The sequence below is a fragment of the Ligilactobacillus hohenheimensis genome (assembly GCF_947381805.1).
Lineage (GTDB): Bacteria > Bacillota > Bacilli > Lactobacillales > Lactobacillaceae > Ligilactobacillus > Ligilactobacillus hohenheimensis.
Window position 1 is genome coordinate 163778 of record NZ_CANCXC010000001.1, and the last position, 25823, is coordinate 189600.

Genomic DNA, 25823 nt, shown 5'->3' on the forward strand with positions numbered 1-25823 from the left:
GATGAAATGCCAGAATGTTCATGGGCCGGAATTGATGAACTGGTGCGGGAGTACCACGACCACGAATGGGGCCGGCCCGTTCATGATGATGACCGGTTATTTGAAATGCTGAGCCTGGAAATTTTTCAGGCTGGGTTACGGTGGACGTTAATTTTACAACGGCGCGAAGCGTTCCGGGAGGCGTTTGCGCAGTTTAAGGTTGCACAGGTCGCCCGGTATAACGAGGACACGATTGACAGGCTAGTTGGCGATGCCCGGATTATCCGTAACCGGAGAAAAATCACGGCAGTGGTGCAGAATGCGCGGGCCATCGTTAAACTTCATGAAAATAACGTGTCGTTTGATGAATTCGTATGGCAGCATAAGCCCCCGGTGGTGAACCACTGGCAAACAAGTGATGAGGTGCCGCAAGCGCCGGCCACTGCAAAAGCCCTGGCTCACCGACTAAAGCGGGCAGGCTTTGTGTTTGTCGGACCGGTCGTTTGTTATTCGTTCATGCAGGCAGTGGGCATCGTAAACGATCACCTGGTGGGGTGTCCTGCAAGAAATTGAAGATGGGTGGAAACGTGGCGAATGAAGGCGTCACGGTCCAGTAATAATAAAACGCCAGCGCATCACGCTGACGTTTTACTCTTATTCATAAGCTAATTACTGGTTAAAATGCACCCTTATTTGCAGCTTCCCGTTCCCGTTGGATCTTCCGCCGTTCCGCTTCCGTGGTGAAGTGGTTGTTGGTATCCGTCCGGACAACGAGCACGTCACACGGCGCTGTCCGGGTGACGTGCTCCGTTACCGACCCAATCAAGAGCCGCTCTACCGCGTTTAACCCAGTAGCCCCGATGATAATGAGGTCGATGTTTTCGTCTTCCGGAAGCTCCTTAGCGATTACCGCCTTCGGAGCGCCGTATTCAACGGAGTAGTCGATGTTGCTAAACCCGCTCTTTTTGGCATCTTCAATGTATTCCTGCATGGTCTGTTTAGCGGTATCGGTAACCTGCTCAACCATTGCCGTGTCGAAACTAGAGATGTTCTGAAATGCCCGTGTGTCAACGACATGGACGAGGTGAATCCGCGTTCCGTCGCCGTTCCGCTTGGCAACCGCGACCGCCTTCTTAAAGGCCAATTCAGCTTCGTACGATCCGTCAACGGGAACTAAAATATTCTTGTAGTTTTGTAACATTGGAATCACCCTTTCATCATCTTTACACCTTTATTCTACGTTATCGGTTCCAAAAATGAAAGGGTTTCACCACGTTAATCAATTTATTTCGTTGTATATGCCCACCCAATAACGGAAAGGCCCGTTACTCCGAGGGCATCAAGGACGAGCATCACGGCTACAAGGAGTTTACTAGTGGTAAAAATAACTGCGAAGGTCGCCCCCGCTAAAATAACCAGGAGAATACCCCACACCGTAAGGAGAATCCGGAGCCCGCGGTTATTTTCAGGGTGAAGAACAAGGAGCTGCCGGTTGCGGTGGGTGAGAACGTACCCTCCAAGAAGCAGAACGATGATTGCAAGGAGAACTAATAAGAGCTTAACTATTCCGGTCAATGAAGACCCTCCATTCATTAATGGTGTAAAAAGAAGAGAGGTCTGCGCAAGCGCAACCTCCCAATCCGGTAGTGCCGTTAATCGTCCACGTAGTTGAACCCGCGTTAAAGCAGGATGGACCCATAATCTGCCTTCTGGCGTCCGGACAACCGGCTTGTCATCCGACCAGAGCTCCGGGTTCCATATGATAAAAGTGTTCGGTCAACCTTACATTAAAGGACAATGCGTACACCTCAGAAACAACGTAATAATACCATGTTTATTCTTACCGTACAACCCAATTAATGGGAACGTTTACGGGCAGTCCTGAGTCGCCGAAGTTGGGTCGCCAGCGCCTGTTCGTACCGCCCGTTTTCTTTAGGATGATAGTATTCCCGGTTTTTCAGGGTTGCCGGCAGATAATCCTGGTTAACCCAGTCGTGCGGGTAATCGTGCGGATACTTATACGTTACCCCGCGGCCTAATTGCTCGGCTCCCTGGTAATGGCTGTCCCGGAGGTGGTCCGGAACGTTGCCGGCATGACCAGCATGAATATCTTTCAGCGCCGCGTCAATGGCGGTGATGCCGCTATTTGACTTGGGTGAAAGGGCCAGTTCAATCACCGCATCGGCAAGCGGAATGCGGGCTTCGGGGAGACCGACCTGTTCGGCCGCCTGAATTGCTGCAATGGTGTGGGCTGCTGCTGCGGGGTTGGCCAACCCGATATCTTCGTATGCAATAACTGCGAGCCGGCGTTCGATGCTGGGAAGATCGCCGGCGTCAACCAGCCGTGCAAGGTAGTGGATGGCAGCGTCCGGATCCGATCCGCGAATTGATTTTTGAAAGGCGGAAAGCACGTCATAGTGGGCATCCCCGTCCTTATCAGCCACTAAGCCCTTATGTTGGAGGCATTCCTGCATGACTGCGAGGGTAAGGTGGATGGTTCCATCAGCCGCCGGGGTGGTTGATTTAACCCCGAGTTCAAGGGCGTTTAAGACGCTCCGCAGGTCCCCGTGGGTGGCCGTGATTAGGAGCTCACGGGCGGCAGGGTCGAGGTTAATTTGGTAGTTGCCGAGTCCGTTTTCCTTATCAGACAATGCCCGGTCAAGGGCCGTAGCAATGTCAGTGGTCGTCAGGGGTTTGACCTCAAAAATTTGTACCCGACTCCGGATGGCGGGGTTAATGGTGATGTACGGGTTCTCCGTCGTTGCCCCAATAAGGATGATTTGCCCGTTTTCGAGGTGGGGCAGTAGGAAATCCTGCTTGGGTTTAGTTAGCCGGTGAATTTCGTCAAGCATTAAAATGACCGTCCCGCTCATTTTAGCCTCGGCGACAACCTGTTCGAGGGCCTTTTTTGAATCGGTTACGGCATTGAGTTTCCGGAAAGCATACTTTGTTGTCCCGGCAAGGGCGCTGGCAATGCTTGTTTTTCCCGTTCCTGGCGGGCCGTACAGGATCATTGACGAGAGCATCTTTGCCTTGACCATCCGGTTGAGAATTTTCCCGGGGCCAACGAGGTGCTGTTGCCCGACGACCTGGTCAAGCGAAGTCGGCCGCATCCGGTATGCCAATGGTTTCATGGGATGATTCCTCCAATCCGATTAACTTCCCCTTAAGAATAGCACATTCTTTTGGCGATTCACCGCAAAGGGTAAATGGTATAATAACTGCAATAACACCCCGGGAGGAATGGCACGTGGCACTGGATGAAATCGGGAAACAAATAATTGATAACGGCCTGTTAATGGCGTTAAAAAACATACGGTGGCAGGTTCAACGCCAGCTAGTTGTTTGTGACCGCGCGGGTAATCCGGTTGAGGGGAACCCGTTTGTTTCCGGGGAGACGCTCCGGGTGAACGGGTCCAAGATGACGGCGGTTACGTACCCGGCAATTGGAATTGACGCTGGAATTACTGCGGTTAGACGCCAAACGGCCCTTTTACAGCAGGAGTTGGCCCAGCAAAAACTGCTGCTCTTACCCAATCACGAAGAAAAAACCGGCGAAATGACCGTCCGGTTAATGCTACCGGAGGCCTTTTTAACGGAACTATACGAACGCGGCTTCCAGTCCATGGACCTAGATTACGCGGTGTTCCGGGACCAAATTTATATGAAACTTGCCCAGGGCTTTGCGCTTCACCGGACGGCGCTGGCTCAGCAGTGGGGTCAGGGACAGGAAGACTGGCAGTTGCCAGATTACCGTACGCCTAAGCGGTATGTTCAGAGTGCAGTTCCCGGAAAGGTGCCGGTTATTTTACGGGGGGCTGCGCAAAAGCAGGGAATCAGTTGTCTGGAGTTACCAGGATGGAAACTGACCCCTGCACGCCCGGAGATGGTGGCCCCGATGATGCTGCGGACCATGGCGATGGTGGCGGGTTACGTTTTACTTACGCCAGGGGTTCCGCCAAATGAATGGGAGAAAGCTGCCCGGAAAGCACAGGCAACCCCGGCCTCTTCTGAGCAGGGGATGCGCCTGTGGTCAGCCATCGAACAGTTTGCTACCAAGTACGGGTTGGTTGACTGGCAGGGGGTGTGCCACCAATTATTAGCAACGGATGAATCCGTGGGTAATAATGAGTGGTCCGTAGAAGTCGGGATCCAGCTGCAACAACAGGCGGACGATTTGGCCGTGACGCTTGACAGCAACTCGCAAGCATTGGTTGGTGCAGCCCTCCGGCAAGGTGCGGATTGGCAGGTCATTGACGCCTCCGCTGGGCTCCTGCGGGTCAACGGCCAGCTGGTGAAAAACGGGGTGATTACCCATAACGACCAGGCGGTGGGCGTTACTTTAAGTGCGGATAAGGAGATCATCAAACGACTGGTGGCTCGCCAAGCCATTCCGGTTTTAAACGGGTGGGTGGTTGCTGACCGCCATGCTGCGCAGGAATTGTACCCCTACGTTCAGGGGCGGGCACTGGCCATCAAGGCAGCCGAAACAACGGTAATGAATACCACCGTCTTCCGGCTGGCGCCCCGGCAGGATGAATTTATTACGGCTGTCAACCGGATCCTTACAACGGGCCACGCGGCGTACGTTGAAGAGGTTTTGCCCGGCTCGTGTTACCGGGCGTTGGTCGTCAACGATCACATTTGTAGCCTAGTTGAACGCATTCCCGCAAACGTGGTGGGGGATGGCCGGCGCACCATTCAGGAACTGGTGAAGGTTACTAATCAACGGTATCCTGACCGGGTACCGCTGCACCTAGGGAAGCTTGAACGGGAGACGTTGACCCGGCAAGGACTAGGACCGACGAGTATTCCGTCCCGGGGGACTCAGGTTTTTCTCCGGTTTGATGCAACCAACGGGACGGGTTTTCAGGCCCTCGAGGCGGGCACCAGTGTGGATGAATCCTACCAGCAGGTAATTGTGCGAGCGTTAAACGCGGTGGGATTGCATGATGGTGGGGTGGACGTGATTATCCCGAATATTTATCAGCCGTACGCGCAAAAGCCGGGCCAGTTTGCCTTTTTGGGGATCCACGCAACACCCCAGTACGGGATGCACGAACGGGTTCTTCTCCAGCAGACGCCCCAGGACATCGCGGGGCGGGTGTTGACGATTTTGGACAAGGCAAAATCGTCGCACTAACCCGAAGTGGAAGCGTACAATTAGTGGGAGAAGGGATGAGAAGCAATGAAGGAAACAACGCGAACAACGGCAAAGATGATGATTACCAAACGCGTGCGAACCAGTAAGAGTTTTCACATTACGTTGACAACGTGGAAACGGGACCGGCGAATTGAAATTATCGCAAATAACGGGGCGTTTGTTTTTCGGGAGAACGGCTATGCCAAGCTTAACAAGAAGGGGTTAAACCAGCAAAAGGTGCTGGCACTTCTTGATAAGCAGATGAATGTAGAGTTTCCCCGGAGTCACCGCCTATTTATCGGAGTTAAGTAGGGGGCTTTCAGACTACAAAAAAACAGGAATGCGCGAGATAACGCATTCCTGTTTTTGTAATCGAATCCGAATTACAGCTTGTTGTAGTATTCAACAACGAGTGATTCGTCGATGTCCATGTCAAGTTCGTCCCGCTCTGGAAGCCGTACCAGGGAACCTTCCATCTTGTTCTCGTCGAACGTAACGAACGGTGCCCGGCCAACAACTGCTTCAAGGGCATCCTTAACGATCTGCAGGTTCTTTGACCGCTCACGTAAGGAGATTACCTGTCCTGGCTGAACTTCGTATGACGGGATGTCAACCCGCTTGCCATCAACCGTAATGTGGCCGTGGTTTACGAGCTGCCGTGCCTGCCGCCGGGTAGTTGCTAATCCCAGCCGGTAAACAACGTTGTCAAGCCGCCGTTCAAGCAGGATCATGAAGTTGTCACCGTGCTTCCCTTCGCGGATTTTGCCAGCCTTCTTGAAGAGGTTAGCGAACTGCCGCTCGGTTAAGCCGTACATCATCCGCAGCTTCTGCTTTTCCTGCAGCTGCATGCCGTATTCTGACAGCTTCCGCCGGTTGTTTTGACCGTGCTGCCCCGGGGCGTATGGCCGCCGTGATAATTCTTTCCCGGTTCCTGAAAGGGAAATCCCTAGGCGCCGTGAAACTTTCCAACTTGGACCTGTGTAACGTGACATAAGGTAGTTCCTCCAATAAAAATTTTTTGGAGTAAAATAACGAATGTGGACTTAGTATTCGTGCAGTTCGTTTTGACCGTTCACCCTTGCAGCCGGGTTACTTGCAATACTGTTTCCAGCAACGAACTGGGGACGTGCTTACCGTCCACTGCTGCATTATTTTACACAAACTCCAGTCTACCAAGAATAGGCGATGAAATCAAGGTGATTAATTGGGGCTTTATGCGTAAAAAAAGAAGTGAATATGGTATAATTAAAGCTGGATTTTTACCGGAAATTTGTAATTATTAGTGGTAATTAATTAAATGTGATGAAAAGGACGGGATCGTAATGGCATTATTCTTCGTGGCAATTATCATTATCGCCGTGGGTATTTACCTGGGAATCTTATATTTCCAGCAATCCTACGCCGATCGAATTGCGCGGGACAAGGGAAACCTGCAGCAGGTCGAAGAGGTTAATCTCGATAAGGAATTAGCGGCAATTGATCGGCTTAACCTAACGGGGGAGAGTCTTACCGAGTTTGAAAAGCTCGATCAGGACTACAGGGAACTCAAAACGAAAGTTATTCCTGAGTTAACCGATAGTATTGAGCAGGCTAAGCAGTACAATGCACAGTACCAGTTTGTCAAAACCCGGAATGAAATGCATAATTACGAGCAACAGTCGAATACTGCCATCAATAAAATTCGTGCAATTAAGGAGCAACTAACGGAAATTCAGCAAAGTGCTGACGAACACGCGAAGGCAATTGAGCAACTTCGGGCAAAATTTAAGGAAATGCACAAGGTATTGCTTGCTGACAATGCCGAGTATGGTGACGCCGCCAAGCCCCTTGAAGACCGGCTGGCTGACGCAGAAAAGGAGTTTGACGATTTTACCGCCGTTTCAACGAGTGGGGACCTGGTTACTTCCGGTAAAACCTTGGCCGAACTACGGAAGAAGATGGCTTCCCTGGAGGAGCTAATGGAAAAGATCCCACCGCTTCAGGAGAACCTTGCGCATGCTTTTCCGGAACAGTTGGATGAAATTGAAGAAAACTTCAGTAACTTTACTGCAAACAACTACGCGTTTAGTAGCGATTTTCCACAGTTGTTAAAGGAAATTCGGGATAACCGACGGGATAGTCTAACCGATTTAAAGAAGCTCAACATTACGAACGTTGAGGGGTATGACAAGAAACTCAGCAAGGCGATTGACCATGCCTATGATCTTCTTGAACAGGAATACCAGGCCCGGCAGCACGTTGAAAAACAGCAAAAGACTTTAAGCGAGTTTATTGCGCACGCTGTTAAGCAGGAGCATGACCTGTTAATTGAACTTGACCGGATCCGGCAAAACTACGAACTAACGCACGGCGAGCAGGAAAACGCCCAGGAGCTTGATAAGAAGCTCAAGGCAATCCAGAAGGACTATGATGAATCATTGAAACAGTCCAGCAACGGTCCGGTGCTATACAGTGCGGTTCAAAAGAAGCAGGAACGGATGAAGGATCAGCTAACGGTAATTGAACGGCGCCAGAAAGCAATTCGTGACGGGGTTACGCACCTGTGGGATGAAGAGAAGGTTGCGCAGCAGGCGGTCTCAGCGTTTGACGTGCAAATTCACAACATGCGGCGCGATGTCGAACGGCTTAATCTTCCGGGACTAAAGGACGAGTACCTGAACTTCTTCTTTAATGTAAGCGACAAGATTGAGCAGTTGGATCATTCCCTTAACCGGCTCCAGATCAACATGGACCAGATTAGTAACATGCTTCAGGACACTGCGGCTGATTTAACCGTTCTGGGAAATAAAACTAAGAAGATTATTGAGAGTTCAATCCTGACAGAGCAACTGCTTCAGTACGCTAACCGGTACCGGAACCAAAACGAGGCCGTGGCTCAGGCGTACGAGAAGGCAACTGCCCAGTTTGAACAGCAGTATGATTACGCACGGGCATTGGATACCATTGCAACGGCGCTCGGCAACGTTGCGCCGGGGATTTACGAACAGCTCTTAGACGAATACCGGCGGACAAACCGGGTTGAGTACCAGATCCCGGATGTTCAGTTAACGATGGCTACTGATGATGAACCGGACGAAAAGAAAGTACATGAATAGCAGATAATGGCAGCTTAGCAGAGAGGTTGGGATATTACTCCCGGCCTCTTTTGTTAACCCGGCGCTCGCTGTGATAGAATAGAGCGTGATTTCCACGTTATAAGATAGCGGTTTACCGTAAATAAATTCAACGAAAGGAGTAGCCATGATTTATTTTGATAACAGTGCGACAACGAAGGTTGCACCGGAAGTGTTAGCAACGTACGACAAGGTCAGTCAGCAGGTCTGGGGTAACCCCTCGTCACTCAACGCCCTTGGGACCCAGGCCCATAACCTGCTCGAACAAGCCCGGCACCAGGTTGCATCTCTGCTTGGCGTTGCCGACCACGAGATTTTCTTTACGAGTGGGGGCTCTGAAGGCGATAACTGGGTGATTAAGGGGACTGCCATGGCAAAATACATGCACGGCAAACACCTGATTACTTCCAGTGTTGAACATCCTGCCGTGTTAAGTACGATGGCGCAACTGGAGCGACTGGGGTTTGAGGTGACGTACCTCCCGGTTGACCACCAAGGGAGGGTGCGCCCGGCCGACCTGAAAGCGGCGTTACAGCCGGATACAATTCTTGTTTCGGTAATGGCCGTTAATAATGAGGTGGGCGCAATCGAGCCAATTGATGAACTGGCCGATGTTTTGCGGGCTTACCCAAAAGTTCATTTTCATGTGGACGCGGTGCAGGCCCTTGGCAAGGGAGTCCAATCCCTCTTTATGAATGACCGGGTTGACTTTGTTAGCTTTTCGGGACATAAGTTTCACGCTCCCCGGGGAGTGGGGTTTGTATACAAAAAGAGTGGCCGCAAGCTGGAACCCCTGATTACCGGGGGCGGTCAGGAAAAGAACCAGCGGAGTAGCACCGAAAACCTGCCGGCAATCGTTGGGATGGCCCGTGCAATGCGCCTGCTCCTCGAACACGAAGACGAAAATGTTCAACAGGAACAACGGGTCCGGCAGGTTATTTTTGATCACATTAGTTCTAAGGAAAAGGTGCACGTCTTTTCCGGGATGGGACCGGCGTTCGCCCCGCACATCCTCACGTTTGCGATTGAAGGGGTGCGCGGCGAAACCGTGGTGCACGCCTTTGAGCATGAAGGAATCTACCTATCAACGACGAGTGCTTGTTCTTCTAAGGACGGCGCTGGTTCGGGAACCCTGAGCGCGATGGGGGTGGCGCCGGAACTAGCAACCGGGGTTGTGCGGATTAGCTTAGACGGAGCGAATACGCTTGAAGAAGCGCACGAGTTTAACACGGTTTTTGACCGGCTTTATGAGCAGTTTAAGATGATTAATTCATAGGAGGATGCTATGCAGTACACCGAAATTATGGTGCGGTACGGAGAACTTTCAACAAAGGGGAAGAACCGGCAGAGTTTTATCGACCGGTTAGCCCATAATACCCGGCAAGCACTGCGGGACTTTCCGCAGCTTGAAATCAAGGCTCACCGGGATCGGATGCACATTAAGCTCAACGGGACGGATTCAAAGGCCGTAACCGCCCGGCTTGATCGGATTTTTGGGATTCAAAATTACTCGCCAACCGTGCGGGTTGAAAAGGAACTCGCGGCTGCCAAAAAAGCGGCGATTGAACTAGTCAAGGAACGGTTTGAACTCGGGATGACGTTTAAGGTGAATACCCGGCGCGCCGACCATAAGTTTAAGTACGACACCAACCAGATGAATGATTTGCTGGGGGGCGCCATCCTTGAAGCAGTTCCCGGAATTAAGGTGCGGATGAAGGAACCGGACATTCTTGTCCGGGTGGAAGTCCGCATTGACGGAATTTACCTTTCATTAGGAAAGGTGAAGGCTGCCGGTGGGATGCCGGTGGGGACTGCCGGGAAGGGCATGATGATGCTTTCTGGCGGGATTGACTCGCCGGTTGCGGCCTACCTTGCGATGAAACGGGGCGTAGAGGTTGAAATGGTTCACTTCTTCAGCCCGCCGTACACCAGCGAACAGGCGCTCAACAAGGCCAAGGAACTGACGGCGAAGTTAACGCCGTATACCGGGACAATTAAGTTTATTGAAGTCCCGTTTACTGAGATTCAGGAGACGATTAAGCACGATCTCCCATCTGGTTACCTGATGACCGTACAGCGGCGGTTTATGCTCCGGTTGACGGAAAGGATTGCCGAACAGCGGCACGGGCTAGCCATTTTTAACGGGGAAGCGCTGGGCCAGGTGGCTTCCCAAACGCTTGAAAGCATGGCGGCGATTAATGACGTAACGACGATGCCCGTAATTCGGCCGGTGGTTTCAATGGATAAGACTGAGATTATCGAATTAGCCCAGAAGATTGGGACGTTTGACCTCTCAATTCAACCATTTGAAGACTGCTGCACGATCTTTGCTCCGCCAGCCCCGAAGACCAAGCCCCGGATTGACCGGGCGCGGGAATACGAACAACGGCTTGACGTGGATGGGCTGATTGAACGCGCTCTTGCGGGAGTAAAAATCAGTACCATTCACGTGGGCGAACAGTTCCTCAACCAGCAGCAGGAAGAGTTTGCCGACCTATTGTAGCTTGACAATTAGGGGAATTCCGCTAGAATATTAGGGTAATAAAGAAAAGCAATGACCAAGAGGCGGTTGCTGGTTTTCCGGCTCAGCGAGGAACGGCTGGTGTGATGTTCCCCGGAAAGCAACCGTGTAGCTTGGAAGCTGTTGGACTGAATTAGTAGGTCCAACCGGAATAATCAACCGTTAATGAATGATTAAAGTGGGGGATGTTCCCCAATTTAGGTGGTACCACGGCGCAGTCGTCCTATGTTGGATGACTGCGCTTTGTTTTTTTAGAAAGGATGATGAGAATGACACGGGAAATTGACATGGCACCCAAGTATAACCCGCAAGACGTCGAACCAGGGCGGTACGACCAGTGGGTTAAGGACGGGGTTTTTAAGCCAAGCGGCGATCCGGATGCAAAACCTTATTCAATCGTAATTCCACCGCCGAACGTTACCGGGAAGCTTCATTTGGGGCATGCCTGGGACACGACGCTGCAAGATATTTTAATCCGGTTAAAGCGGATGCAGGGGTACGATACGCTGTGGGTTCCGGGAATGGACCACGCGGGGATTGCTACTCAGGCGAAGGTGGAAGCCCGGTTAGCCGAAGACGGGATCTCCCGGTACGACCTTGGTCGGGAAGAGTTTGTTAAGAAGGTCTGGGAATGGAAGGACGAGTACGCCGCAACCATCCACCGGCAATGGGCCAAGATGGGGATTTCCGTGGACTATGACCGGGAACGGTTTACCCTGGACGAAGGGCTGTCAAAGGCAGTTCGGAAAGTCTTTGTCACCCTTTACAAGAAGGGGCTCATCTACCGCGGTGAGTACATTATTAACTGGGATCCGAAGGCGCGGACGGCGTTATCAGACATCGAAGTAATCCATAAGGATGATAAGGGCGCCTTCTACCACGTTAAGTACCCGTTTGTTGATGAAACAACGTTTAACGGCAAGAACTACATCGAAATCGCAACGACCCGGCCAGAAACGATGATGGGGGACGTTGCCGTTGCTGTTAACCCGGATGACGACCGCTACAAGGAACTTGTTGGTAAGGAAGTTGTCCTTCCACTTCAGGGACGGCATATCCCAATCATTGCGGACCAGTACGTTGATCCTGAGTTTGGGACCGGAATGGTGAAGATTACGCCGGCCCATGACCCGAACGACTTTGAAGTTGGAAACCGGCACAACCTCAAGCGGATTAACACGATGAACGAGGACGCTACGATGAACGCCAATGCCGGAAAGTATGAAGGCATGGACCGCTTTGAGGCCCGGAAGGCGATTGTGAAGGATCTGGAAGACCAGGGTTATCTCCTAAAGGTCGAACCAATCGTCCACAGCGTGGGACACTCGGAACGGACCGGCGTGCAGGTGGAAGCGCGGCTGTCAACGCAGTGGTTTGTAAAGATGAAGCCACTCGCAGAAGCCGCCTTAAAGAACCAGGAAGGGCCTGATAAGGTTAACTTCGTCCCGGAACGGTTTGAGCACACGTTTAAGCAGTGGATGGAAAACGTCCACGACTGGGTTATTTCCCGGCAGCTGTGGTGGGGACATCAGATTCCAGCATGGTATCACAAGGAAACCGGTGAGGTGTACGTTGGGGAAGAAGCGCCAGAAGATATTGAAAACTGGGAACAGGATCCCGATGTTTTGGATACATGGTTCTCAAGTGCTCTCTGGCCGTTCACGACGATGGGGTGGCCGGATACGGACAGTCCTGATTACAAACGGTACTTCCCAACGAGTACCCTGGTAACCGGATACGATATTATCTTCTTCTGGGTCTCCCGGATGATCTTCCAAAGCCTCGAATTTACCGGAAAGCGGCCGTTTAAGGACGTTATTTTACACGGACTGATTCGGGACGAACAGGGGCGAAAGATGAGTAAGTCGCTGGGGAACGGAATCGACCCGATGGACGTGATTGATAAGTACGGGACTGATGCGCTGCGGTGGTTCCTGACGTTTGGGACAACTGCTGGTCAGGATATCCGGTTCTCCTACCAGAAGATGGACGCGGCCTGGAACTTCATCAACAAGATTTGGAACGCCAGCCGGTACGTCATCATGAACCTGGATGACGATACCACCGCCGAACTGCCGGATAAGGCCGACTGGCAATTAGCCGACCGGTGGATTATCAGCCGGTTAAACCAGACAACGAAGCGGGTGCTCCATTTCTTTGATGAGTATGAATTTGGGGAAGCCGACCGGGCCCTGTACAACTTCATTTGGAATGATTTCTGTGACTGGTACATCGAATTTACAAAGCGGGATTTGAACGGGACGGACGCCCACCGCAAGCAGGTTGTGCAGCATATTTTATGCCACGTTCTGGATCAAATCTTACGGTTAATGCACCCGATTACGCCGTTTGTCACGGAGAAAATCTGGTTGACGATGCCGCATGACGGGAAGTCCATTGTGACGGCCGCTTATCCGACGGTTCATGAAGACCAGCTTGATGCGGATGCAGAACGGCAAATGGATGCGCTGATTGGCTTGATTAAGGCGGTGCGGAATATCCGGACGGAGGTGAACGCGCCGATGTCGAGTGCCGTTGACGTCCTGGTTAAAACGACCGACAAGCAGGTTGAGTCAATTTTAACGGCGAACGCGAACTACATTACCGCGTTCTGTCACGCAAAGGAATTAACAATTGGCTCAGACGTCCAGGCACCTCAGTTAGCCGTTACCAAGGCAATTTCGGGTGGGGAAGTTTCACTACCACTTGCCGAATTGATTAACCTTGATGATGAGATTGCGCGGTTAAAGAAGGACGCTGATAAGCTTGAGGCGGAGGTTTCCCGCGCACAAAAGAAACTTGGAAACGAGCGCTTTGTTGCGAACGCACCAGCAGAGGTTGTTGATAAGGAGCGGACAAAGTTAGCGGACTATCAAGAAAAACTGACTGCTACCAAGGCGCGGATTGCCGAATTGAGTGCGGCAAAGTAAATTTAATTACTGAAGGTGGCCGACTTTCGGTGTAAACTTAAACCGGACACCATGTAGGAGGAACTGGGTGACCAGTTCCTCCTTTTTAACGGGGGAAGAAGGATGAATTACGATGAAGCGCTGGCGTTAATTCATGGCCGGCCGCGGTTAAAGAAGAAACCAACGTTAAGGCGAATGCGGCGTTTCCTGGCACTGTTGGGAAATCCGCAAGAACACGGGCAGTTTGTGCATGTTACGGGAACAAACGGAAAGGGTTCGGTCGTTGCCATGCTCCGGGATCTTTTAGTCGGCCAGGGGTTAACTGTGGGGACGTTTACGTCACCATACATTGTTAAGTTTAATGAGCGGATTGCGGTTAACGGGCAGATGATTTCGGACGACGAGGTTGTTAGCCTGGCAACGAAGGTGGAACCAATCATTAGGCAAATGGACGCGGCAGGTGAAGGCCCAACCGAGTTTGAGGTTGTTACCGCAATGATGTTTTGCTTCTTTGCGACACATCCGGTGGACTTTGTTATCTGTGAAGTGGGCATTGGCGGAACGTACGATTCAACGAACGTGCTGGCGCACCCGGTTGCGAGTGCAATCGTGACGGTTGCATACGATCACATGAAGCTTTTAGGCAATTCCATTGAGGCAATTGCCACCCAAAAAGCCGGCATTATTAAACCCCACTGTCCGGTTGTTGTGGGGCAGGTTCCTGACGAGGCCCGCACAGTGATTCGGCAACAAGCAAACCAGCAGCAGGCACCGCTTGCAGTGTATGATGAGGATTTCTCCGTGACGGACCATCGCCAAACGTCAACCGGAGAACGGCTAACGTATCACGATGAAAACTGGCCAGCATTAACGGTAACAACGGCATTAAAGGGGCAATACCAAGTAATTAATACGGCGGTGGCCCTCCGCCTGTTTGAAGTATGTTGCAAGCAAGCGCAGATTACCACGCAACCGGGAGAAATCGCCCACGCATTAGCGAACGTGCGGTGGCCGGGACGGTTAGAGCGGGTGGTGGACGAACCGCTTGTTCTCTTAGACGGGGCCCATAACCCCGCGGCAATTGCAGGCTTAGGGGACACGTTAAAGCAGCGGTATCGTGGCCGGGAGATCAATGTTATTATGGCGGTGCTTGCTGACAAGGATGCAGCAACGATGGTCCGGCAATTAAGTCAAATTAAGAACGTGCGGGTGACACTGACTGGCTTTGAGCAGCCGCCACGACCACTAGTTGGGGAGGAATTTGCGCAGGAGTTAGGCGTTGAGTACGTCGCGGATTGGCGGAATGCGTTTATGAAAGTTGTTCAAAGCGCGGCGGCGGATGACGTGATCCTTTTTGCCGGTTCGTTGTACTTTGTTGCAGCGGTGCGTCCTTTTTTTGAAAAATGAAGTTGGCGGTTACTAAATGATGGAGGAACGAAATGACGGGAACGGTTCATTTTTTTAATGACGAGAAGGGGTACGGTTTTATCACTCCGGACGGGGGAAACGACGATGTTTTTGTCCATTTTACCGCAATCAAGGAGCGGGGATTACGGAGCTTGACGGTTGGCCAACGGGTGACCTTTCAGGAGGTCGAAGGACAACGCGGGTTTCAAGCGGTCAACGTTCGGGTAATTGGTCAAAGTCACCTTAAATCTGATAACGATTGTTAGAACGAATGTGGTATAATTGCGGTACGAATAACGGTTTTTACTAGCTGGAGTAGGTAAAGGGATGAAGAGCGTGTTTGGATTCGGGACGAAGAACATTGGAATTGATTTGGGGACGGCGAACACCATTGTGTACGTTGAAGGCAAGGGGATTGTTTTACGTGAACCCTCAGTTGTTGCCAAGAATACCCGGACCGGGGAAATTATTGCGGTTGGTTCTGATGCGCGCGATATGATTGGGCGGACGCCTGAAAGCATCGTTGCAACCCGGCCGATGAAGGACGGGGTGATTGCTGACTACGATACAACGGTTGCGATGGTGAAATATTACATTGAAAAGGCCGTTGGCGGGCGGCTCGCTGGCCGGCCGAATATTATGATCTGTGTTCCGAGTGGGGCAACCGAAGTTGAAAAACGGGCGGTAGTTGATGCTGCCAAGGTTGCTGGTGCCCGGGATGCAAGCGTAATTGAAGAACCCTTTGCCGCGGCGATTGGGGCGGATCTTCCAGTTAATGACCCCACTGGAAGTATGGTAGTCGATATTGGTGGGGGAACGACTGATATCGCAACGATTTCGCTAGGGGGAATCGTGTCCAGCCGGTCGATTCGGATGGCTGGTGATAAGCTAAATGAAGCAATTGCGAACTATGTACAGGATCATTTTCAGCTGTTGATCGGGATGCGGACGGCCGAAAGGTTGAAGTTCGATGCCGCGTCGGCCTCAATAGAAAAAGCCGATGAACTAGATGATCAGCCTGTTCGGGGGCGGGACCTCGAAAGTGGGTTGCCACGAACGGTCGATATCCCGGCAAGTGCGGTTGCGCAGGCCATTCAGCCGGTTGTAACGGCGATTATCGCATCAATTAAGGATATTCTGGAAGAAACACCGCCGGAGATCTCGGCGGACGTAATTGACCGGGGAATTGTGTTGACCGGTGGGGGTGCGTTGTTGCACAACCTAGACGAGGTAATTGCAGAGGCAACGAAGGTTCCCGTCTTCGTTGCGCCAGACCCGCTTGACTGCGTTGCGGTTGGCACCGGTGAGGCCCTTAAAGGATTTGGTGCAGTAAAGAAGTAGTCTTGTGGGAAAGTTAGAGGGTGGTTTGTGCCAGCCTCTAACTTTTTGAATGGTAGTCAGGTAGGAGGATAATTCATGCGGAAGTTTGGGCTAAATAAGAAACTGGTTGTGGCGTTAGTTGCAATTATTGGGAGTTTCTTGTTAATTGCGTTTTCAATTAATGTGCGGAATAACCGCCAGACCCCGCCCATTATTCAGCAGTTTGGAAATGATGCGGCGGCCGTTGTTGATAGTGTTGTTGCGGTTCCCCTAAACGGGGTAAAGACAATCGGAAATTCGGTGGCGGCGTTGGAAAATACGTACCAGCAAAACGAACAATTAAAAAAGCAGGTAACGGAGCTAGGGGAGCGGCGGGCTGAAAACCGGGCACTCCGGCAGCAAAATAAACAGTTACAGCAAGAATTATCCCTCAACCACAGTTTAACGGCGTACGATAAAATTACGGCCGCTGTGGTAACGCGGGCCCCGTCAAGTTGGCAGAATATCATTGTCATTAATAAGGGTTCTCGGGCCGGAATTAAGAAAAATCAGGCGGTAATGTCGCAACGGGGATTAATCGGCCGGATTATTGAAGTTAACCAGAATAACAGTAAGGTTGAGCTTTTATCGACGAAGGACGATGCCGTTGACCGGTTCCCGGTAGAAGTGCAGAACAAGAAGGGGACAACCGTCAACGGGCTGATTACCGGATACAACAGTACAACAAACCAGTTAATTATGGGGCAGGTTACTAATAAGGATGCCGTTAAGGTGGGAACGCAGGTGACGACCTCGGGCCTTGGCGGCATTACGCCAAAGGGGCTCCTTGTCGGAAAGGTTGTGCGGGTTGAAAATTCAGATTACGGGATGCCCGCTAAGATCTACATTCAGCCGGCGGCAGACATGACAAACCTCAGCGTTGTAACTGTTATTAAGCGGTAGGTGAAGAAGCATGCGAATCGCAAAGATGAGGTATTTTTTCCCAATCGGGTTATTTTTGGCATTAATATTGGACGGTTCCTTGAGCCACCTTTTTTCGGCTCAGTTCTTTTCAACCACAATTTCGGTGGAAAGTCGGCTTGTTTTGCTGTGGCTTGTAATGACGATTTGTACCTGCGGTGATAAGGTGAAGCACATTGGGCTTTGGGCGGCAGTTGCGGGGTTGTTTTTTGATATGTTCTATACGGGAATCATCGGTGTGTACGTATTGATTCTCCCCGTCATGGTGATTTTCACCCGCTGGATTGCCCAGTACTTTGCGCCATCGTTTTTGGTGACGATTATGATCTATTTGATTGATGTTACCGTGATGACGGTGTTGTCGTACGGAATTTATTCGTTTTGGATGACAAACGGCTCGTTAGTCGCAATGGTTGCGCAGACGCTGGGTCCAACGCTGGCGTTTAATTTAGCGGCGTTTGTTGTATTGTATTATCCGCTTGATCGGTTTTTGCGGCGGTATTCGTAAATGAACGGAGAAATTATGAAAGCAGTTAGTTTAAAGGGATATAAGGACCGGTTTGAACTGGTAATTCATGATACGGCGGGTTTTGCCCAGATAAAAAAGGAGCTCGCGGATCTTTTAGCGAAGGTGCATGAGGACAAACAGTATAAGGATAAGGACATGGCCGTGATTGTTCAGACTGGGATGCGGCAGTTGACAACGCCGCAGGAGGATGAGCTTAAGAAGCTGTTTGAACCGTATCCGTTGTTATCGGTCGCGGAGTTTAAATCAACGGTTGTTTTGCGAACAGCTGCGGCGAAGGCCGTTGCGGATGTTCAAACGCGAGTTGATACGAGCATCGTACGGAGCGGGCAGGACAAACAGTTGACTGGTGACGTGTTATTCATGGGAACGGTTCATGACGGTGGCACCCTTCGTGCTGAGGGAAATATTTACGCACTGGGCGCACTTGAAGGAATCATTTGTGCCGGAACCAAGCAACCGGATGCGGTTATTGTTGGTAATCTAAGTAGGGTGCAACAGGTACGGATTGGAACGGCCGTTGCAATTATTGCTGATGAGGACGAGACGCAGTTAAGCGCTCCAACCACCGTTGCTTTTGCCGAAGATGAGACGGTTAAGTTTACACCGTTAACTGAATTTTTAAAGAAGCAGCCAAAGTTCTTTGCGGAAAAGGAAGTGTTTTAAATGGGAACGACAATCGTTGTAACCTCGGGGAAGGGCGGCGTTGGGAAAACAACGACGACCGCAAACGTCGGGACGGCTCTCGCCTTAAAAGGGAAGCGGGTATGTCTCGTTGACCTTGATATTGGTCTCCGGAACCTCGACGTTGTGATGGGACTAGAGAATCGGATTATTTATAATATCGTTGACGTTGCTGAGAAACGTGCCAAGCTCCACCAGGCCCTGATTAAGGATAAGCGGTTTGATGATCAGCTGTACGTGTTGGCAGCGGCCCAAAACACGGACAAGTCTGCATTGGAACCCGAACAAACGAAGGAGATTGTGACCCAACTAAAGAAGGACTTTGATTATGTCCTGCTGGATTGCCCAGCCGGAATTGAACAGGGGTTTATTAACGCGGTTTCAAGTGCTGACCAGGCGATTGTCGTTACAACCCCGGAAAACTCATCGGTTCGGGATGCTGATCGGGTAGTTGGTTTATTAGAACAGCAGGATCTTGAAACGGAGCCAATGCTGGTAATTAACCGGGTGCGGCCTGATATGATGGACCACGGTGAAGTCATGGATGTCGACGAAATTACCCACCACCTGGCAATTAAGTTGGTAGGGGTGATTGCTGAAGACGATGGTGTCATTGCGGCAACCAATAAGGGTGAGCCGGTTGTTCTTGACGAAGAAAATCAGGCTGGTCAGGGATACCGGAACGTTGCCCGGCGGCTAGAGGGGGAGACGGTTCCCCTGATGAAGATTAACGGAAAAAAGCCGGGAAAGCAGCATGGTAGCTTCTTTAGCAAATTACGGGCGTGGTTTAAGCGCGGATAATTGGTAAGTGAGTATCGTGTGTGGTAAGACGGGGTTTAGTAGGGTTAACGTACTAGACGTCGTTTTTTTATGGCATAATTCGTATGGTAAAATTAGGACAGTCATACTGTGAGAAGTTAGGAGCGCGAATTAGTGATCTGGCAAGTTATCATTGCAATTCTTTTTCTAAATATCATCGCGGCTGTCATTACGGTTTTCCGCGAAAAACGGGACATTGCGGCGACGTGGGCGTGGTTGCTTGTGTTGTTGCTTTTACCCGGGCTTGGGTTTATCATTTACCTCTTTGCGGGAAAGAAGATTTCGCGTGAGCGGATCTTCAATTTGAAAATGCAGGAGCGACTGGGGACTGACAAGCTGGTTACAGCGCAAAAGGACGAATGGCAAGCGGGGCGGCTGTTACCAGCAGCCCTGTCGAATAATGATTCCCGCCAGCTATCCCGACTGCTTCTTGACGTTGACCAGGCAGTGATGTCCCATGACAACGCGGTTCGTCTTTACACGGATGGGGCTGCGAAGTTTGATGCGTTGTTGGCCGATATTGCACGGGCACAGGATCACATTCATTTGGAGTACTATACGTTTTTCAGTGATGAAATCGGTACCCGCGTTCGTGACGCCCTCATTACTGCCCTTGACCGGGGAGTAGAGGTCCGGGTAATTTATGATAGCATGGGTTCGCGGGGGCAGCGGCATTCCTTCTTTAAGGAGTTTGAACGGCACGGTGGTCGGGCCGAGCCGTTCTTAGGATCAAAACGTGCACCAATTCATAGTCCCCGGCTAAATTACCGGGAGCACCGGAAGCTTGCCATCATTGACGGTAAGGTTGGTTACATCGGTGGGTTTAATATTGGTGATCAGTATCTCGGGAAAAGTCCGCGGTTTGGCAATTGGCGGGACACCCATATGCGAATTGAAGGAACTGCGGTTCTTGCGATGCAAACCCGCTTTTTAATGGATTGGAACGCAACAACGAAGGGGACGGCCGCCCAGGTTGACTACGCGGACCACTACTTTCCGGTTCATTACGGGCACGGAGCAACGAATATTCAGGTTGTTTCTTCGGGGCCGGACAGCGACACGGAAGCAATTAAGCTCGGATACTTAAAGTTAATTAACAGTTCGGATCACTACATTAACATTCAAACGCCTTATCTGATTCCGGATGATTCCGTCTTTGAAGCCCTGTGCGTTTCGGCCGCTTCGGGTGTGCGGGTGCGGATTATGATTCCGTGTATGCCGGATCATGCGTTTGTTTACCGGGCTACCCAGTACTACGCCCGGGCGTTAATCGAAAATGGCGTTGAAGTTTACCAGTACAATAATGGTTTTTTACATGCTAAAACGTTTGTTAGCGACGGCGAGATTTGTTCGGTTGGGTCAGCTAACGTTGATTTTCGGAGCTTTAAGCTTAACTTTGAATGCAACGCGTTCTGTTATGACCGGGAATTGGCGACAGAACTGGCGGCAACGTTTGAGGATGACCTTGCCGAGTGTACCCGGCTGACGGCGGAGGACTTTGCTAAGCAGTCCGCATGGCTTAAGTTTAAACAGTATTTCTCGCGGTTATTATCACCCATCCTTTAAGAGCATAAGAAAAGACACCGTTCTTGGACGAATTTGTCTGAGAACGGTGTCTTGGTAATAAAGAAGTTAGGCTATTCTTCCTCGTAGTCGTCGTCAATTGTTTTGGCGGTTAATCCCCGGATGTTCTTGCTGAACTTCGGGGTAATCCAGCCAACCAGGTAGCAAACCAGGAATGCGACAATAAACGATACGCAACTAACGATGAACGGTGAGACCATCAAGGACTGAACGTAGTAGGTAAGGGCTGCAGAAATAACCAGCCCAAGAATTGCGCTAAAACTATTCGCCTTGGTAGTAAAGATCCCCGCGGCAAAGATTCCGGCAATCGGAACCCCGAAGAGGCCGGTAACCGCTAAGAAGAGGTCCCACGTTCCGGATGTGTTTCCCGCAAGGAGGTAAATTGCGATTGCGAGACTGAATAATCCCGCAATGCAGATGATCCACCGGGCGAGGGTAACGTCCTTAACGTTTTTAAGTTTGTCCGCAAAGAACCGTTGCTTAAAGTCGACAATGGCACACGAGGAAATTGCGTTTAGGCTGGACGCAATGGTTGACTGCGCTGCCGCGAAGATTGCGGCAATCACTAAGCCAGCGATTCCTGCCGGCAGTTCCTTAACGATAAAGTACGGGACCAGAGCACTCGTGTTAAAGCCGTGCGGAAGAACCGCAACGTGGTGGTAGAAACTGTACAGCACCGTTCCCATCCCGTAGAAAATTGGAATGGTAATGAATGCCAGTAACCCGTTAGTCCATAGTGACTTGTTCGCTTCCTTCAGCGAAGAGGTTGTCTGGTACCGTTGCACGACATCCTGACTTCCGGTGTACTGGTAGAGGCTGTTGAAGAACTGCCCCGCAAAAATCAGCGGAATGAACTTCGAAAGGTCAGAAATTTGCCAGTCCATGTGAGAGAAGAGTTTGCCGTGTTGAACCGCGTCGCTTGCGATGGTTGCCCAGCCACCATGAATGTAGTGAGCGCCCATGATGCTGACCAGAATGGCGCCCCCCAGAAGAATAATTCCCTGGATAACATCGCTCCAGATCACTCCTTCGATTCCGCCAAGGAACGTGTAAACGATACATAGACCACCAACGAAGAGGGCAATCAGAATTGGATCAATATTAGAAACGGCGGTAATGGCAATGATTGGAAGATAAATTACGATTGCAACCCGCCCAATGTGGTAGAGCATGAAAAGGAGACTTCCTAGGACCCGCATTGCCGGACTAAACCGTTTTTCAAGGTATTCGTACGCCGTGGTAACCTTTAGCTTCCGGAAAAACGGAACGTAGTAGCGGGTAAGAATCGGAATCAGCACAATAATTGCGATGTTTCCGACGGCATAGCCCCAGTCCGTTAAGAACGACTTTTCTGGGGTTGACATAAAGGTAATGGCACTAAGGGTCGTTGCGTAAATACTAAACCCTGCCGCCCATGCCGGAATTTTTCCTTCAGCCGTGAAGAAGGAGTCGGTGTTTTTGCTGGCCTTTCTCGTAAAGTAGGCCCCGACGCCAAGCATTCCAAGCAGGTAGGCGATAAGAACAACCCAGTTAAGGGCTCCAAAGCCGGTTTTTGTCATGGTTAGTTCACCTCGTTAAATTGATGTTGTTGATGTTCGATAAGCGCTTTCAAAAGTAGCGGTGCGATTAGGGTCGTGATGACCGTAACTAGAATTAGTGCAGTGTAATGGTTCGTGTTAACAACGTGGGCTTGCAGGGCAACGTTTGCTACGACAAGCGCCATCTCGCCCCGGGAAACCATTCCCGCCCCAACAACGCTTGCTTCTTGCCAGGGAAGGCCAAAGAAACGGGCGCCCAGCCCACAGCCAATTTGTTTACCAAGGATGGCGATGATAATCAGTGCCAGAATAAAGAACCAGTCGTGTGCTAGCCCATGAAAACTAATGTTTAGTCCAATTCCAACAAAGAAAACTGGAATGAAGACCCCGTAGCCGATGGGTTCGATTTTACCGACCAGCTGATCACAAATTGGTGTTTCTGACAGTGCAAGCCCCGCGACGTAGGCGCCCAAAACGTCACTCATGCCCATTGAAACCGCCAGTGCAGCAAAGCCGAAGCAAAGGATTAGCGCCATGGCCGTATCATTTTCGCTGGCATTTAGCCGGGTAAAAAAGCTGATAAACGGAGGTACCGCCCACTTTGCCAGAACAAACGCAACGGCGAAAAACAGGAGCTTCGGGGCAATTAGTTGAACGATGGCCCAGAAACTCGTTGTATGGCCACCGCCAGTGAGACTAATGCACAGCCCCAATAGAATCACGCAGATGATATCGTCGGCAACTGCGGCACCAAGAATCATCGCACCAGCCCGGGAATTGAGTTGCCCCATTTCCTGCAGGACGGCCACGGTAATGCTAACGGAAGTTGCACTCAGGACCAGGCCAATAAAAAGGGCTGTCCGCCATGAATACCCGAACCCCCACGCTGCTAATAACGTTGCCGCGCCGGTTGGGAAAATTACCCCGAGGATGGCAATTGTCAGTGCGGGACGCCAATACTTCATTAACAGGGGAAAATCGCCTTCAAGTCCGGCAATGAACATAAGAACGATTACCCCCAAGTTTGATAAGTAGTGAGTAAAAGTCGTCGGGGCAAGGATGTGAAGGACGGCAGGGCCGGCAAGAACCCCGACCAGAAGTTCACCGATGACGCTTGGTTGGTTAAGTGCCTGTGCAATGTGGGCGCCAATCTTAGTGAGTAATAAAATTAAAAATAATTGAATCAGGTATGACATTCATAATCACCTAGGAAAGAAGAGTGACCTTGGTAATTTCAGCTTTAACATCCTTAGGAGCAATTGCGTATTCTAAAAATACAGGAACAGTAGTGGAAAGCTTTTGAATCAGTGGTTGCCAGTTGCAATCGCCCATCCCCAACATTTGCGTTTCCCGGTTGTGAATATCCTTTAGGTGAAACACCGTAATTGATGAGGCAAGGGTATCAAAGGCTTTGACGGGGTCTTCACCAACCCAGTACCAGTTGCCCGCATCAAACGTAAATCCTAAGGGGACCCGCTCTTCTTTAATTGTTTGAAGTGCGTGCTGAACAGCGGTTAACTGTCCGGCTGCTGTTGGTTGGTTTTCGACCGTCACCTTTACGGTCGGAAACTCTGCGAGTACCGGCTTAATCGCCGCTAACGCTGATGAAGTAGGAGTGCCGAGACTGTATTTTACCCCGGTGATTCCGTACTTCGTGGCCATGGTAAGCACTTCTTGGAGGTGGGAGTTGACTCCCTGAGCCGGAAATAGTTCTGCAGGGATTGAGATGAATAATTGCCAGTGCATCGTTTGTGCGAGTTGCTGAATGGCTGTCATCTCAGCGGTAAACGTTGCTGGATTAAAGTATTCACCCCGAACCTCAACTGCGGTAACGGGGAATTCCTGCCATGTTTTCAGACATTCAAGCTGCGAAGATCCCGCTTCAATTTTGGAAGCACACACGGCGGTGTTTAACCCGACTTTCATAAGCATCAGCATCCTTTCATGAGAAATAGACCTAAAGTAAACGCTTTCAACTACACTGATAATGTAGCAAACAAAAATACTTATTGCAATTCCGTTTGACGAAAATAATTATCGAAGCGGTCAATGTACGTATGTTCTAGGGAATGAGAAGAACTGAAATTAAGGAGGCACAAAATAGGGGGAAAGCTTGTTTTAACAATGCCGGAATATTTATCAACTGATGTGAAGGAAATTACGGTACTGCGTGGAAGGTGTCGCTCCTTAACCCCAAATAAATAACCGTGGTGGGAAGTTGCTGCTGCCATCACGGTTAGTTTGTTGTTATTCGGGTAATTCCCTAGATTATTTTGAAGTGGTTAGCCGAGGTCCTTTGCTTAATTAAGAAGGGGGGCAATTGCACCGATTAGTTGGGCTTTGTTGGCTAACGAACTAATTGCCAGGTGGGTTTTATTTAGGGTTGGCGGAATTATTGCGGTGAGTGCGTCGGTCAGAAGATTTTCGAGAAATGCTCCCTGCTGGGCTACAGCGCCGCCGATAATAATTACTTCGGGATCGATTAGGTAGATGATGTTAGCAAGCCCCTGTGCAACCGCTGCTGCCCACTCATGAATGACTGTTGCAGTTGGACTATTTGGCTCTTCCTTTGCCTGGTTGAACGCAGTAATTACATTAATTCCGAGGGGGGCAAGCTGGTGTTCTAGGGCAAGGGTAGCCGCGGTTGTTTCGTAGTTGGTCGGTGCGTTTCCGGTTAGGGTGTAACCCAATGAATTTGCTAGACCGTGGGCGCCGGTGATTAATGTTTGGTTCCGCAGGTGAGCCCCACCAATTCCGGTGCCGAGAGCAACATAGTAGATATCCTGATAATTGCGGGCTGCTCCGGCGAGCGCTTCCCCCCTGAGTGCGGCAACTACGTCGTTGGCGACACTAACCGGACCGCCGGTAATCGCAGTTAACGTTTGTTTTAACGGGGTGCCGGTGTATCCGGGGATTGTGGGGCCGGCATATTGAATGGATCCATCCGCAGCAACGATCCCGGCAGTGCTGATGCCGATTCCGGCGAGCGAAACCTGGTCGTGAAATTGTTGGCTGATTTGACTCACGGTCGTTAGAATGTGGTCATTTTCGTTATGGTTAGTTGGAAATTTACCACTTGCAACGGTTGTGAGTTCGGGATCGAAGAGGGCGTATTTAATTGTTGTCCCCCCAATATCAATGCTAAGATAGTGCTTCATAGTTTCCACCTCCATAATGATAGCGATTTCATTATAGCGGACGTGGCGAATAAAAGCGATAGGTCTAAGAAAAAAATTATCGTGAATAATGCTTGCAAAAAAAATTATCATAGCGTACTGTGGGTGTGTATTCAGAAAGCGTTGTCAAATAAAGGAGTGGAT

The 25823-nt window shown here is 50.6% G+C and carries 23 protein-coding genes, 1 other RNA gene and 1 other annotated feature; of the genes, 15 read left to right on the forward strand and 9 right to left on the reverse strand.

What is annotated here, in order from left to right; genetic code table 11:
* Positions 1 to 6 precede the first annotated feature (6 nt).
* Positions 7 to 552, forward strand: a complete 546-nt coding sequence (locus tag QOR60_RS00875; RefSeq protein WP_283581475.1) for a DNA-3-methyladenine glycosylase I — start codon at positions 7 to 9, stop codon at positions 550 to 552.
* Positions 553 to 655: 103 nt separating this feature from the next.
* On the opposite strand, the gene QOR60_RS00880 is transcribed toward QOR60_RS00875, so the two are convergent.
* The 4 genes from QOR60_RS00880 to QOR60_RS00895 all read right to left on the reverse strand — a co-directional run bounded on the left by QOR60_RS00880 (position 656) and on the right by QOR60_RS00895 (position 3113).
* A complete protein-coding gene (locus tag QOR60_RS00880; RefSeq protein ID WP_283581995.1) occupies positions 656 to 1180 on the reverse strand; it encodes a universal stress protein in 525 nt (174 codons plus the stop codon).
* Between the two features lie 83 nt (positions 1181 to 1263).
* Entirely contained in the window at positions 1264 to 1554 is a 291-nt protein-coding gene (locus QOR60_RS00885) for a hypothetical protein (protein ID WP_283581476.1), read from the reverse strand.
* Between the two features lie 58 nt (positions 1555 to 1612).
* Positions 1613 to 1797: non-coding RNA, 6S RNA (gene ssrS, locus QOR60_RS00890), on the reverse strand.
* A gap of 38 nt (positions 1798 to 1835) precedes the next feature.
* Entirely contained in the window at positions 1836 to 3113 is a 1278-nt protein-coding gene (locus QOR60_RS00895) for a replication-associated recombination protein A (RefSeq protein ID WP_283581477.1), read from the reverse strand.
* Between the two features lie 116 nt (positions 3114 to 3229).
* On the opposite strand from QOR60_RS00895, the gene QOR60_RS00900 reads away from it, so the two are divergent.
* On the forward strand, positions 3230 to 5122 hold the full coding sequence (locus QOR60_RS00900; RefSeq protein ID WP_283581478.1) for a hypothetical protein: 1893 nt from the start codon (positions 3230 to 3232) through the stop codon (positions 5120 to 5122).
* Between the two features lie 45 nt (positions 5123 to 5167).
* Complete coding sequence (locus QOR60_RS00905; RefSeq protein ID WP_283581479.1) at positions 5168 to 5434, forward strand: hypothetical protein; 267 nt, start codon at positions 5168 to 5170, stop codon at positions 5432 to 5434.
* Positions 5435 to 5505: 71 nt separating this feature from the next.
* Here the strand turns inward: QOR60_RS00905 and rpsD are convergent, their stop codons facing one another.
* Positions 5506 to 6114: a 30S ribosomal protein S4 gene (gene rpsD, locus QOR60_RS00910; RefSeq protein WP_283581480.1), complete on the reverse strand. Its 609-nt coding sequence runs from the start codon at positions 6112 to 6114 to the stop codon at positions 5506 to 5508.
* 330 nt (positions 6115 to 6444) lie between these two features.
* Between rpsD and QOR60_RS00915 the strand changes: the two genes are divergently transcribed.
* The 12 genes from QOR60_RS00915 (at position 6445) to cls (ending at position 20947) form a co-directional block, all read left to right on the forward strand.
* A complete protein-coding gene (locus QOR60_RS00915) occupies positions 6445 to 8217 on the forward strand; it encodes a septation ring formation regulator EzrA (protein WP_283581481.1) in 1773 nt (590 codons plus the stop codon).
* Between the two features lie 145 nt (positions 8218 to 8362).
* Positions 8363 to 9511, forward strand: a complete 1149-nt coding sequence (locus QOR60_RS00920; protein WP_283581482.1) for a cysteine desulfurase family protein — start codon at positions 8363 to 8365, stop codon at positions 9509 to 9511.
* Between the two features lie 9 nt (positions 9512 to 9520).
* The gene (gene thiI / locus QOR60_RS00925) at positions 9521 to 10738 is read left to right on the forward strand and encodes a tRNA uracil 4-sulfurtransferase ThiI (RefSeq protein ID WP_283581483.1); all 1218 of its coding nucleotides are present in this window, start codon (positions 9521 to 9523) and stop codon (positions 10736 to 10738) included.
* Between the two features lie 42 nt (positions 10739 to 10780).
* Positions 10781 to 10985: a binding site (T-box leader), on the forward strand.
* A gap of 40 nt (positions 10986 to 11025) precedes the next feature.
* The gene (locus QOR60_RS00930) at positions 11026 to 13686 is read left to right on the forward strand and encodes a valine--tRNA ligase (RefSeq protein ID WP_283581484.1); all 2661 of its coding nucleotides are present in this window, start codon (positions 11026 to 11028) and stop codon (positions 13684 to 13686) included.
* 102 nt (positions 13687 to 13788) lie between these two features.
* A complete protein-coding gene (locus QOR60_RS00935) occupies positions 13789 to 15072 on the forward strand; it encodes a bifunctional folylpolyglutamate synthase/dihydrofolate synthase (protein ID WP_283581485.1) in 1284 nt (427 codons plus the stop codon).
* Positions 15073 to 15104: 32 nt separating this feature from the next.
* A complete protein-coding gene (locus tag QOR60_RS00940) occupies positions 15105 to 15338 on the forward strand; it encodes a cold-shock protein (RefSeq protein WP_283581486.1) in 234 nt (77 codons plus the stop codon).
* Positions 15339 to 15408: 70 nt separating this feature from the next.
* A complete protein-coding gene (gene mreB, locus QOR60_RS00945) occupies positions 15409 to 16413 on the forward strand; it encodes a rod shape-determining protein (RefSeq protein ID WP_283581996.1) in 1005 nt (334 codons plus the stop codon).
* 75 nt (positions 16414 to 16488) lie between these two features.
* Positions 16489 to 17334: a rod shape-determining protein MreC gene (gene mreC, locus QOR60_RS00950; RefSeq protein ID WP_283581487.1), complete on the forward strand. Its 846-nt coding sequence runs from the start codon at positions 16489 to 16491 to the stop codon at positions 17332 to 17334.
* 25 nt (positions 17335 to 17359) lie between these two features.
* Positions 17360 to 17860 carry a rod shape-determining protein MreD gene (gene mreD, locus QOR60_RS00955; protein ID WP_283581997.1) on the forward strand — a complete coding sequence of 167 codons (501 nt, stop codon included), beginning with the start codon at positions 17360 to 17362 and terminating at the stop codon, positions 17858 to 17860.
* A 15-nt stretch (positions 17861 to 17875) separates the two neighbouring features.
* Positions 17876 to 18544 carry a septum site-determining protein MinC gene (locus QOR60_RS00960; RefSeq protein ID WP_283581488.1) on the forward strand — a complete coding sequence of 223 codons (669 nt, stop codon included), beginning with the start codon at positions 17876 to 17878 and terminating at the stop codon, positions 18542 to 18544.
* Positions 18545 to 19363 (forward strand): septum site-determining protein MinD, encoded by an 819-nt coding sequence (gene minD, locus QOR60_RS00965; protein WP_283581489.1) that lies wholly within the window; start codon positions 18545 to 18547, stop codon positions 19361 to 19363.
* A gap of 132 nt (positions 19364 to 19495) precedes the next feature.
* The gene (cls, locus tag QOR60_RS00970) at positions 19496 to 20947 is read left to right on the forward strand and encodes a cardiolipin synthase (RefSeq protein WP_283581490.1); all 1452 of its coding nucleotides are present in this window, start codon (positions 19496 to 19498) and stop codon (positions 20945 to 20947) included.
* A 71-nt stretch (positions 20948 to 21018) separates the two neighbouring features.
* Here the strand turns inward: cls and QOR60_RS00975 are convergent, their stop codons facing one another.
* The 4 genes from QOR60_RS00975 to QOR60_RS00990 all read right to left on the reverse strand — a co-directional run bounded on the left by QOR60_RS00975 (position 21019) and on the right by QOR60_RS00990 (position 25661).
* Positions 21019 to 22524, reverse strand: coding sequence for a sodium:solute symporter (locus tag QOR60_RS00975; RefSeq protein ID WP_283581491.1), 1506 nt, complete (start codon positions 22522 to 22524; stop codon positions 21019 to 21021).
* Positions 22525 to 22526: 2 nt separating this feature from the next.
* A complete protein-coding gene (locus QOR60_RS00980; RefSeq protein WP_283581492.1) occupies positions 22527 to 23699 on the reverse strand; it encodes a cation:proton antiporter in 1173 nt (390 codons plus the stop codon).
* Positions 23700 to 23709: 10 nt separating this feature from the next.
* The gene (locus QOR60_RS00985; RefSeq protein ID WP_283581493.1) at positions 23710 to 24429 is read right to left on the reverse strand and encodes a sugar phosphate isomerase/epimerase family protein; all 720 of its coding nucleotides are present in this window, start codon (positions 24427 to 24429) and stop codon (positions 23710 to 23712) included.
* A 374-nt stretch (positions 24430 to 24803) separates the two neighbouring features.
* The gene (locus QOR60_RS00990; protein WP_283581494.1) at positions 24804 to 25661 is read right to left on the reverse strand and encodes an ROK family protein; all 858 of its coding nucleotides are present in this window, start codon (positions 25659 to 25661) and stop codon (positions 24804 to 24806) included.
* Positions 25662 to 25823 lie beyond the last annotated feature (162 nt).

Bases quoted from the DNA above. Each gene is read 5' to 3' on its own strand.
- QOR60_RS00895 (WP_283581477.1), bottom strand. From the start codon at position 3,113: ATGAAACCATTGGCATACCGGATGCGGCCGACTTCGCTTGACCAGGTC.
- QOR60_RS00985 (WP_283581493.1), bottom strand. From the start codon at position 24,429: ATGAAAGTCGGGTTAAACACCGCCGTGTGTGCTTCCAAAATTGAAGCG.
- QOR60_RS00975 (WP_283581491.1), bottom strand. From the start codon at position 22,524: ATGACAAAAACCGGCTTTGGAGCCCTTAACTGGGTTGTTCTTATCGCC.
- QOR60_RS00905 (WP_283581479.1), top strand. From the start codon at position 5,168: ATGAAGGAAACAACGCGAACAACGGCAAAGATGATGATTACCAAACGC.
- thiI (WP_283581483.1), top strand. From the start codon at position 9,521: ATGCAGTACACCGAAATTATGGTGCGGTACGGAGAACTTTCAACAAAG.
- QOR60_RS00930 (WP_283581484.1), top strand. From the start codon at position 11,026: ATGACACGGGAAATTGACATGGCACCCAAGTATAACCCGCAAGACGTC.
- QOR60_RS00875 (WP_283581475.1), top strand. From the start codon at position 7: ATGCCAGAATGTTCATGGGCCGGAATTGATGAACTGGTGCGGGAGTAC.
- QOR60_RS00960 (WP_283581488.1), top strand. From the start codon at position 17,876: ATGAAAGCAGTTAGTTTAAAGGGATATAAGGACCGGTTTGAACTGGTA.
- minD (WP_283581489.1), top strand. From the start codon at position 18,545: ATGGGAACGACAATCGTTGTAACCTCGGGGAAGGGCGGCGTTGGGAAA.
- QOR60_RS00990 (WP_283581494.1), bottom strand. From the start codon at position 25,661: ATGAAGCACTATCTTAGCATTGATATTGGGGGGACAACAATTAAATAC.
- QOR60_RS00880 (WP_283581995.1), bottom strand. From the start codon at position 1,180: ATGTTACAAAACTACAAGAATATTTTAGTTCCCGTTGACGGATCGTAC.
- QOR60_RS00980 (WP_283581492.1), bottom strand. From the start codon at position 23,699: ATGTCATACCTGATTCAATTATTTTTAATTTTATTACTCACTAAGATT.
- QOR60_RS00920 (WP_283581482.1), top strand. From the start codon at position 8,363: ATGATTTATTTTGATAACAGTGCGACAACGAAGGTTGCACCGGAAGTG.
- mreD (WP_283581997.1), top strand. From the start codon at position 17,360: ATGAGGTATTTTTTCCCAATCGGGTTATTTTTGGCATTAATATTGGAC.
- QOR60_RS00940 (WP_283581486.1), top strand. From the start codon at position 15,105: ATGACGGGAACGGTTCATTTTTTTAATGACGAGAAGGGGTACGGTTTT.
- QOR60_RS00935 (WP_283581485.1), top strand. From the start codon at position 13,789: ATGAATTACGATGAAGCGCTGGCGTTAATTCATGGCCGGCCGCGGTTA.
- mreC (WP_283581487.1), top strand. From the start codon at position 16,489: ATGCGGAAGTTTGGGCTAAATAAGAAACTGGTTGTGGCGTTAGTTGCA.
- QOR60_RS00915 (WP_283581481.1), top strand. From the start codon at position 6,445: ATGGCATTATTCTTCGTGGCAATTATCATTATCGCCGTGGGTATTTAC.
- rpsD (WP_283581480.1), bottom strand. From the start codon at position 6,114: ATGTCACGTTACACAGGTCCAAGTTGGAAAGTTTCACGGCGCCTAGGG.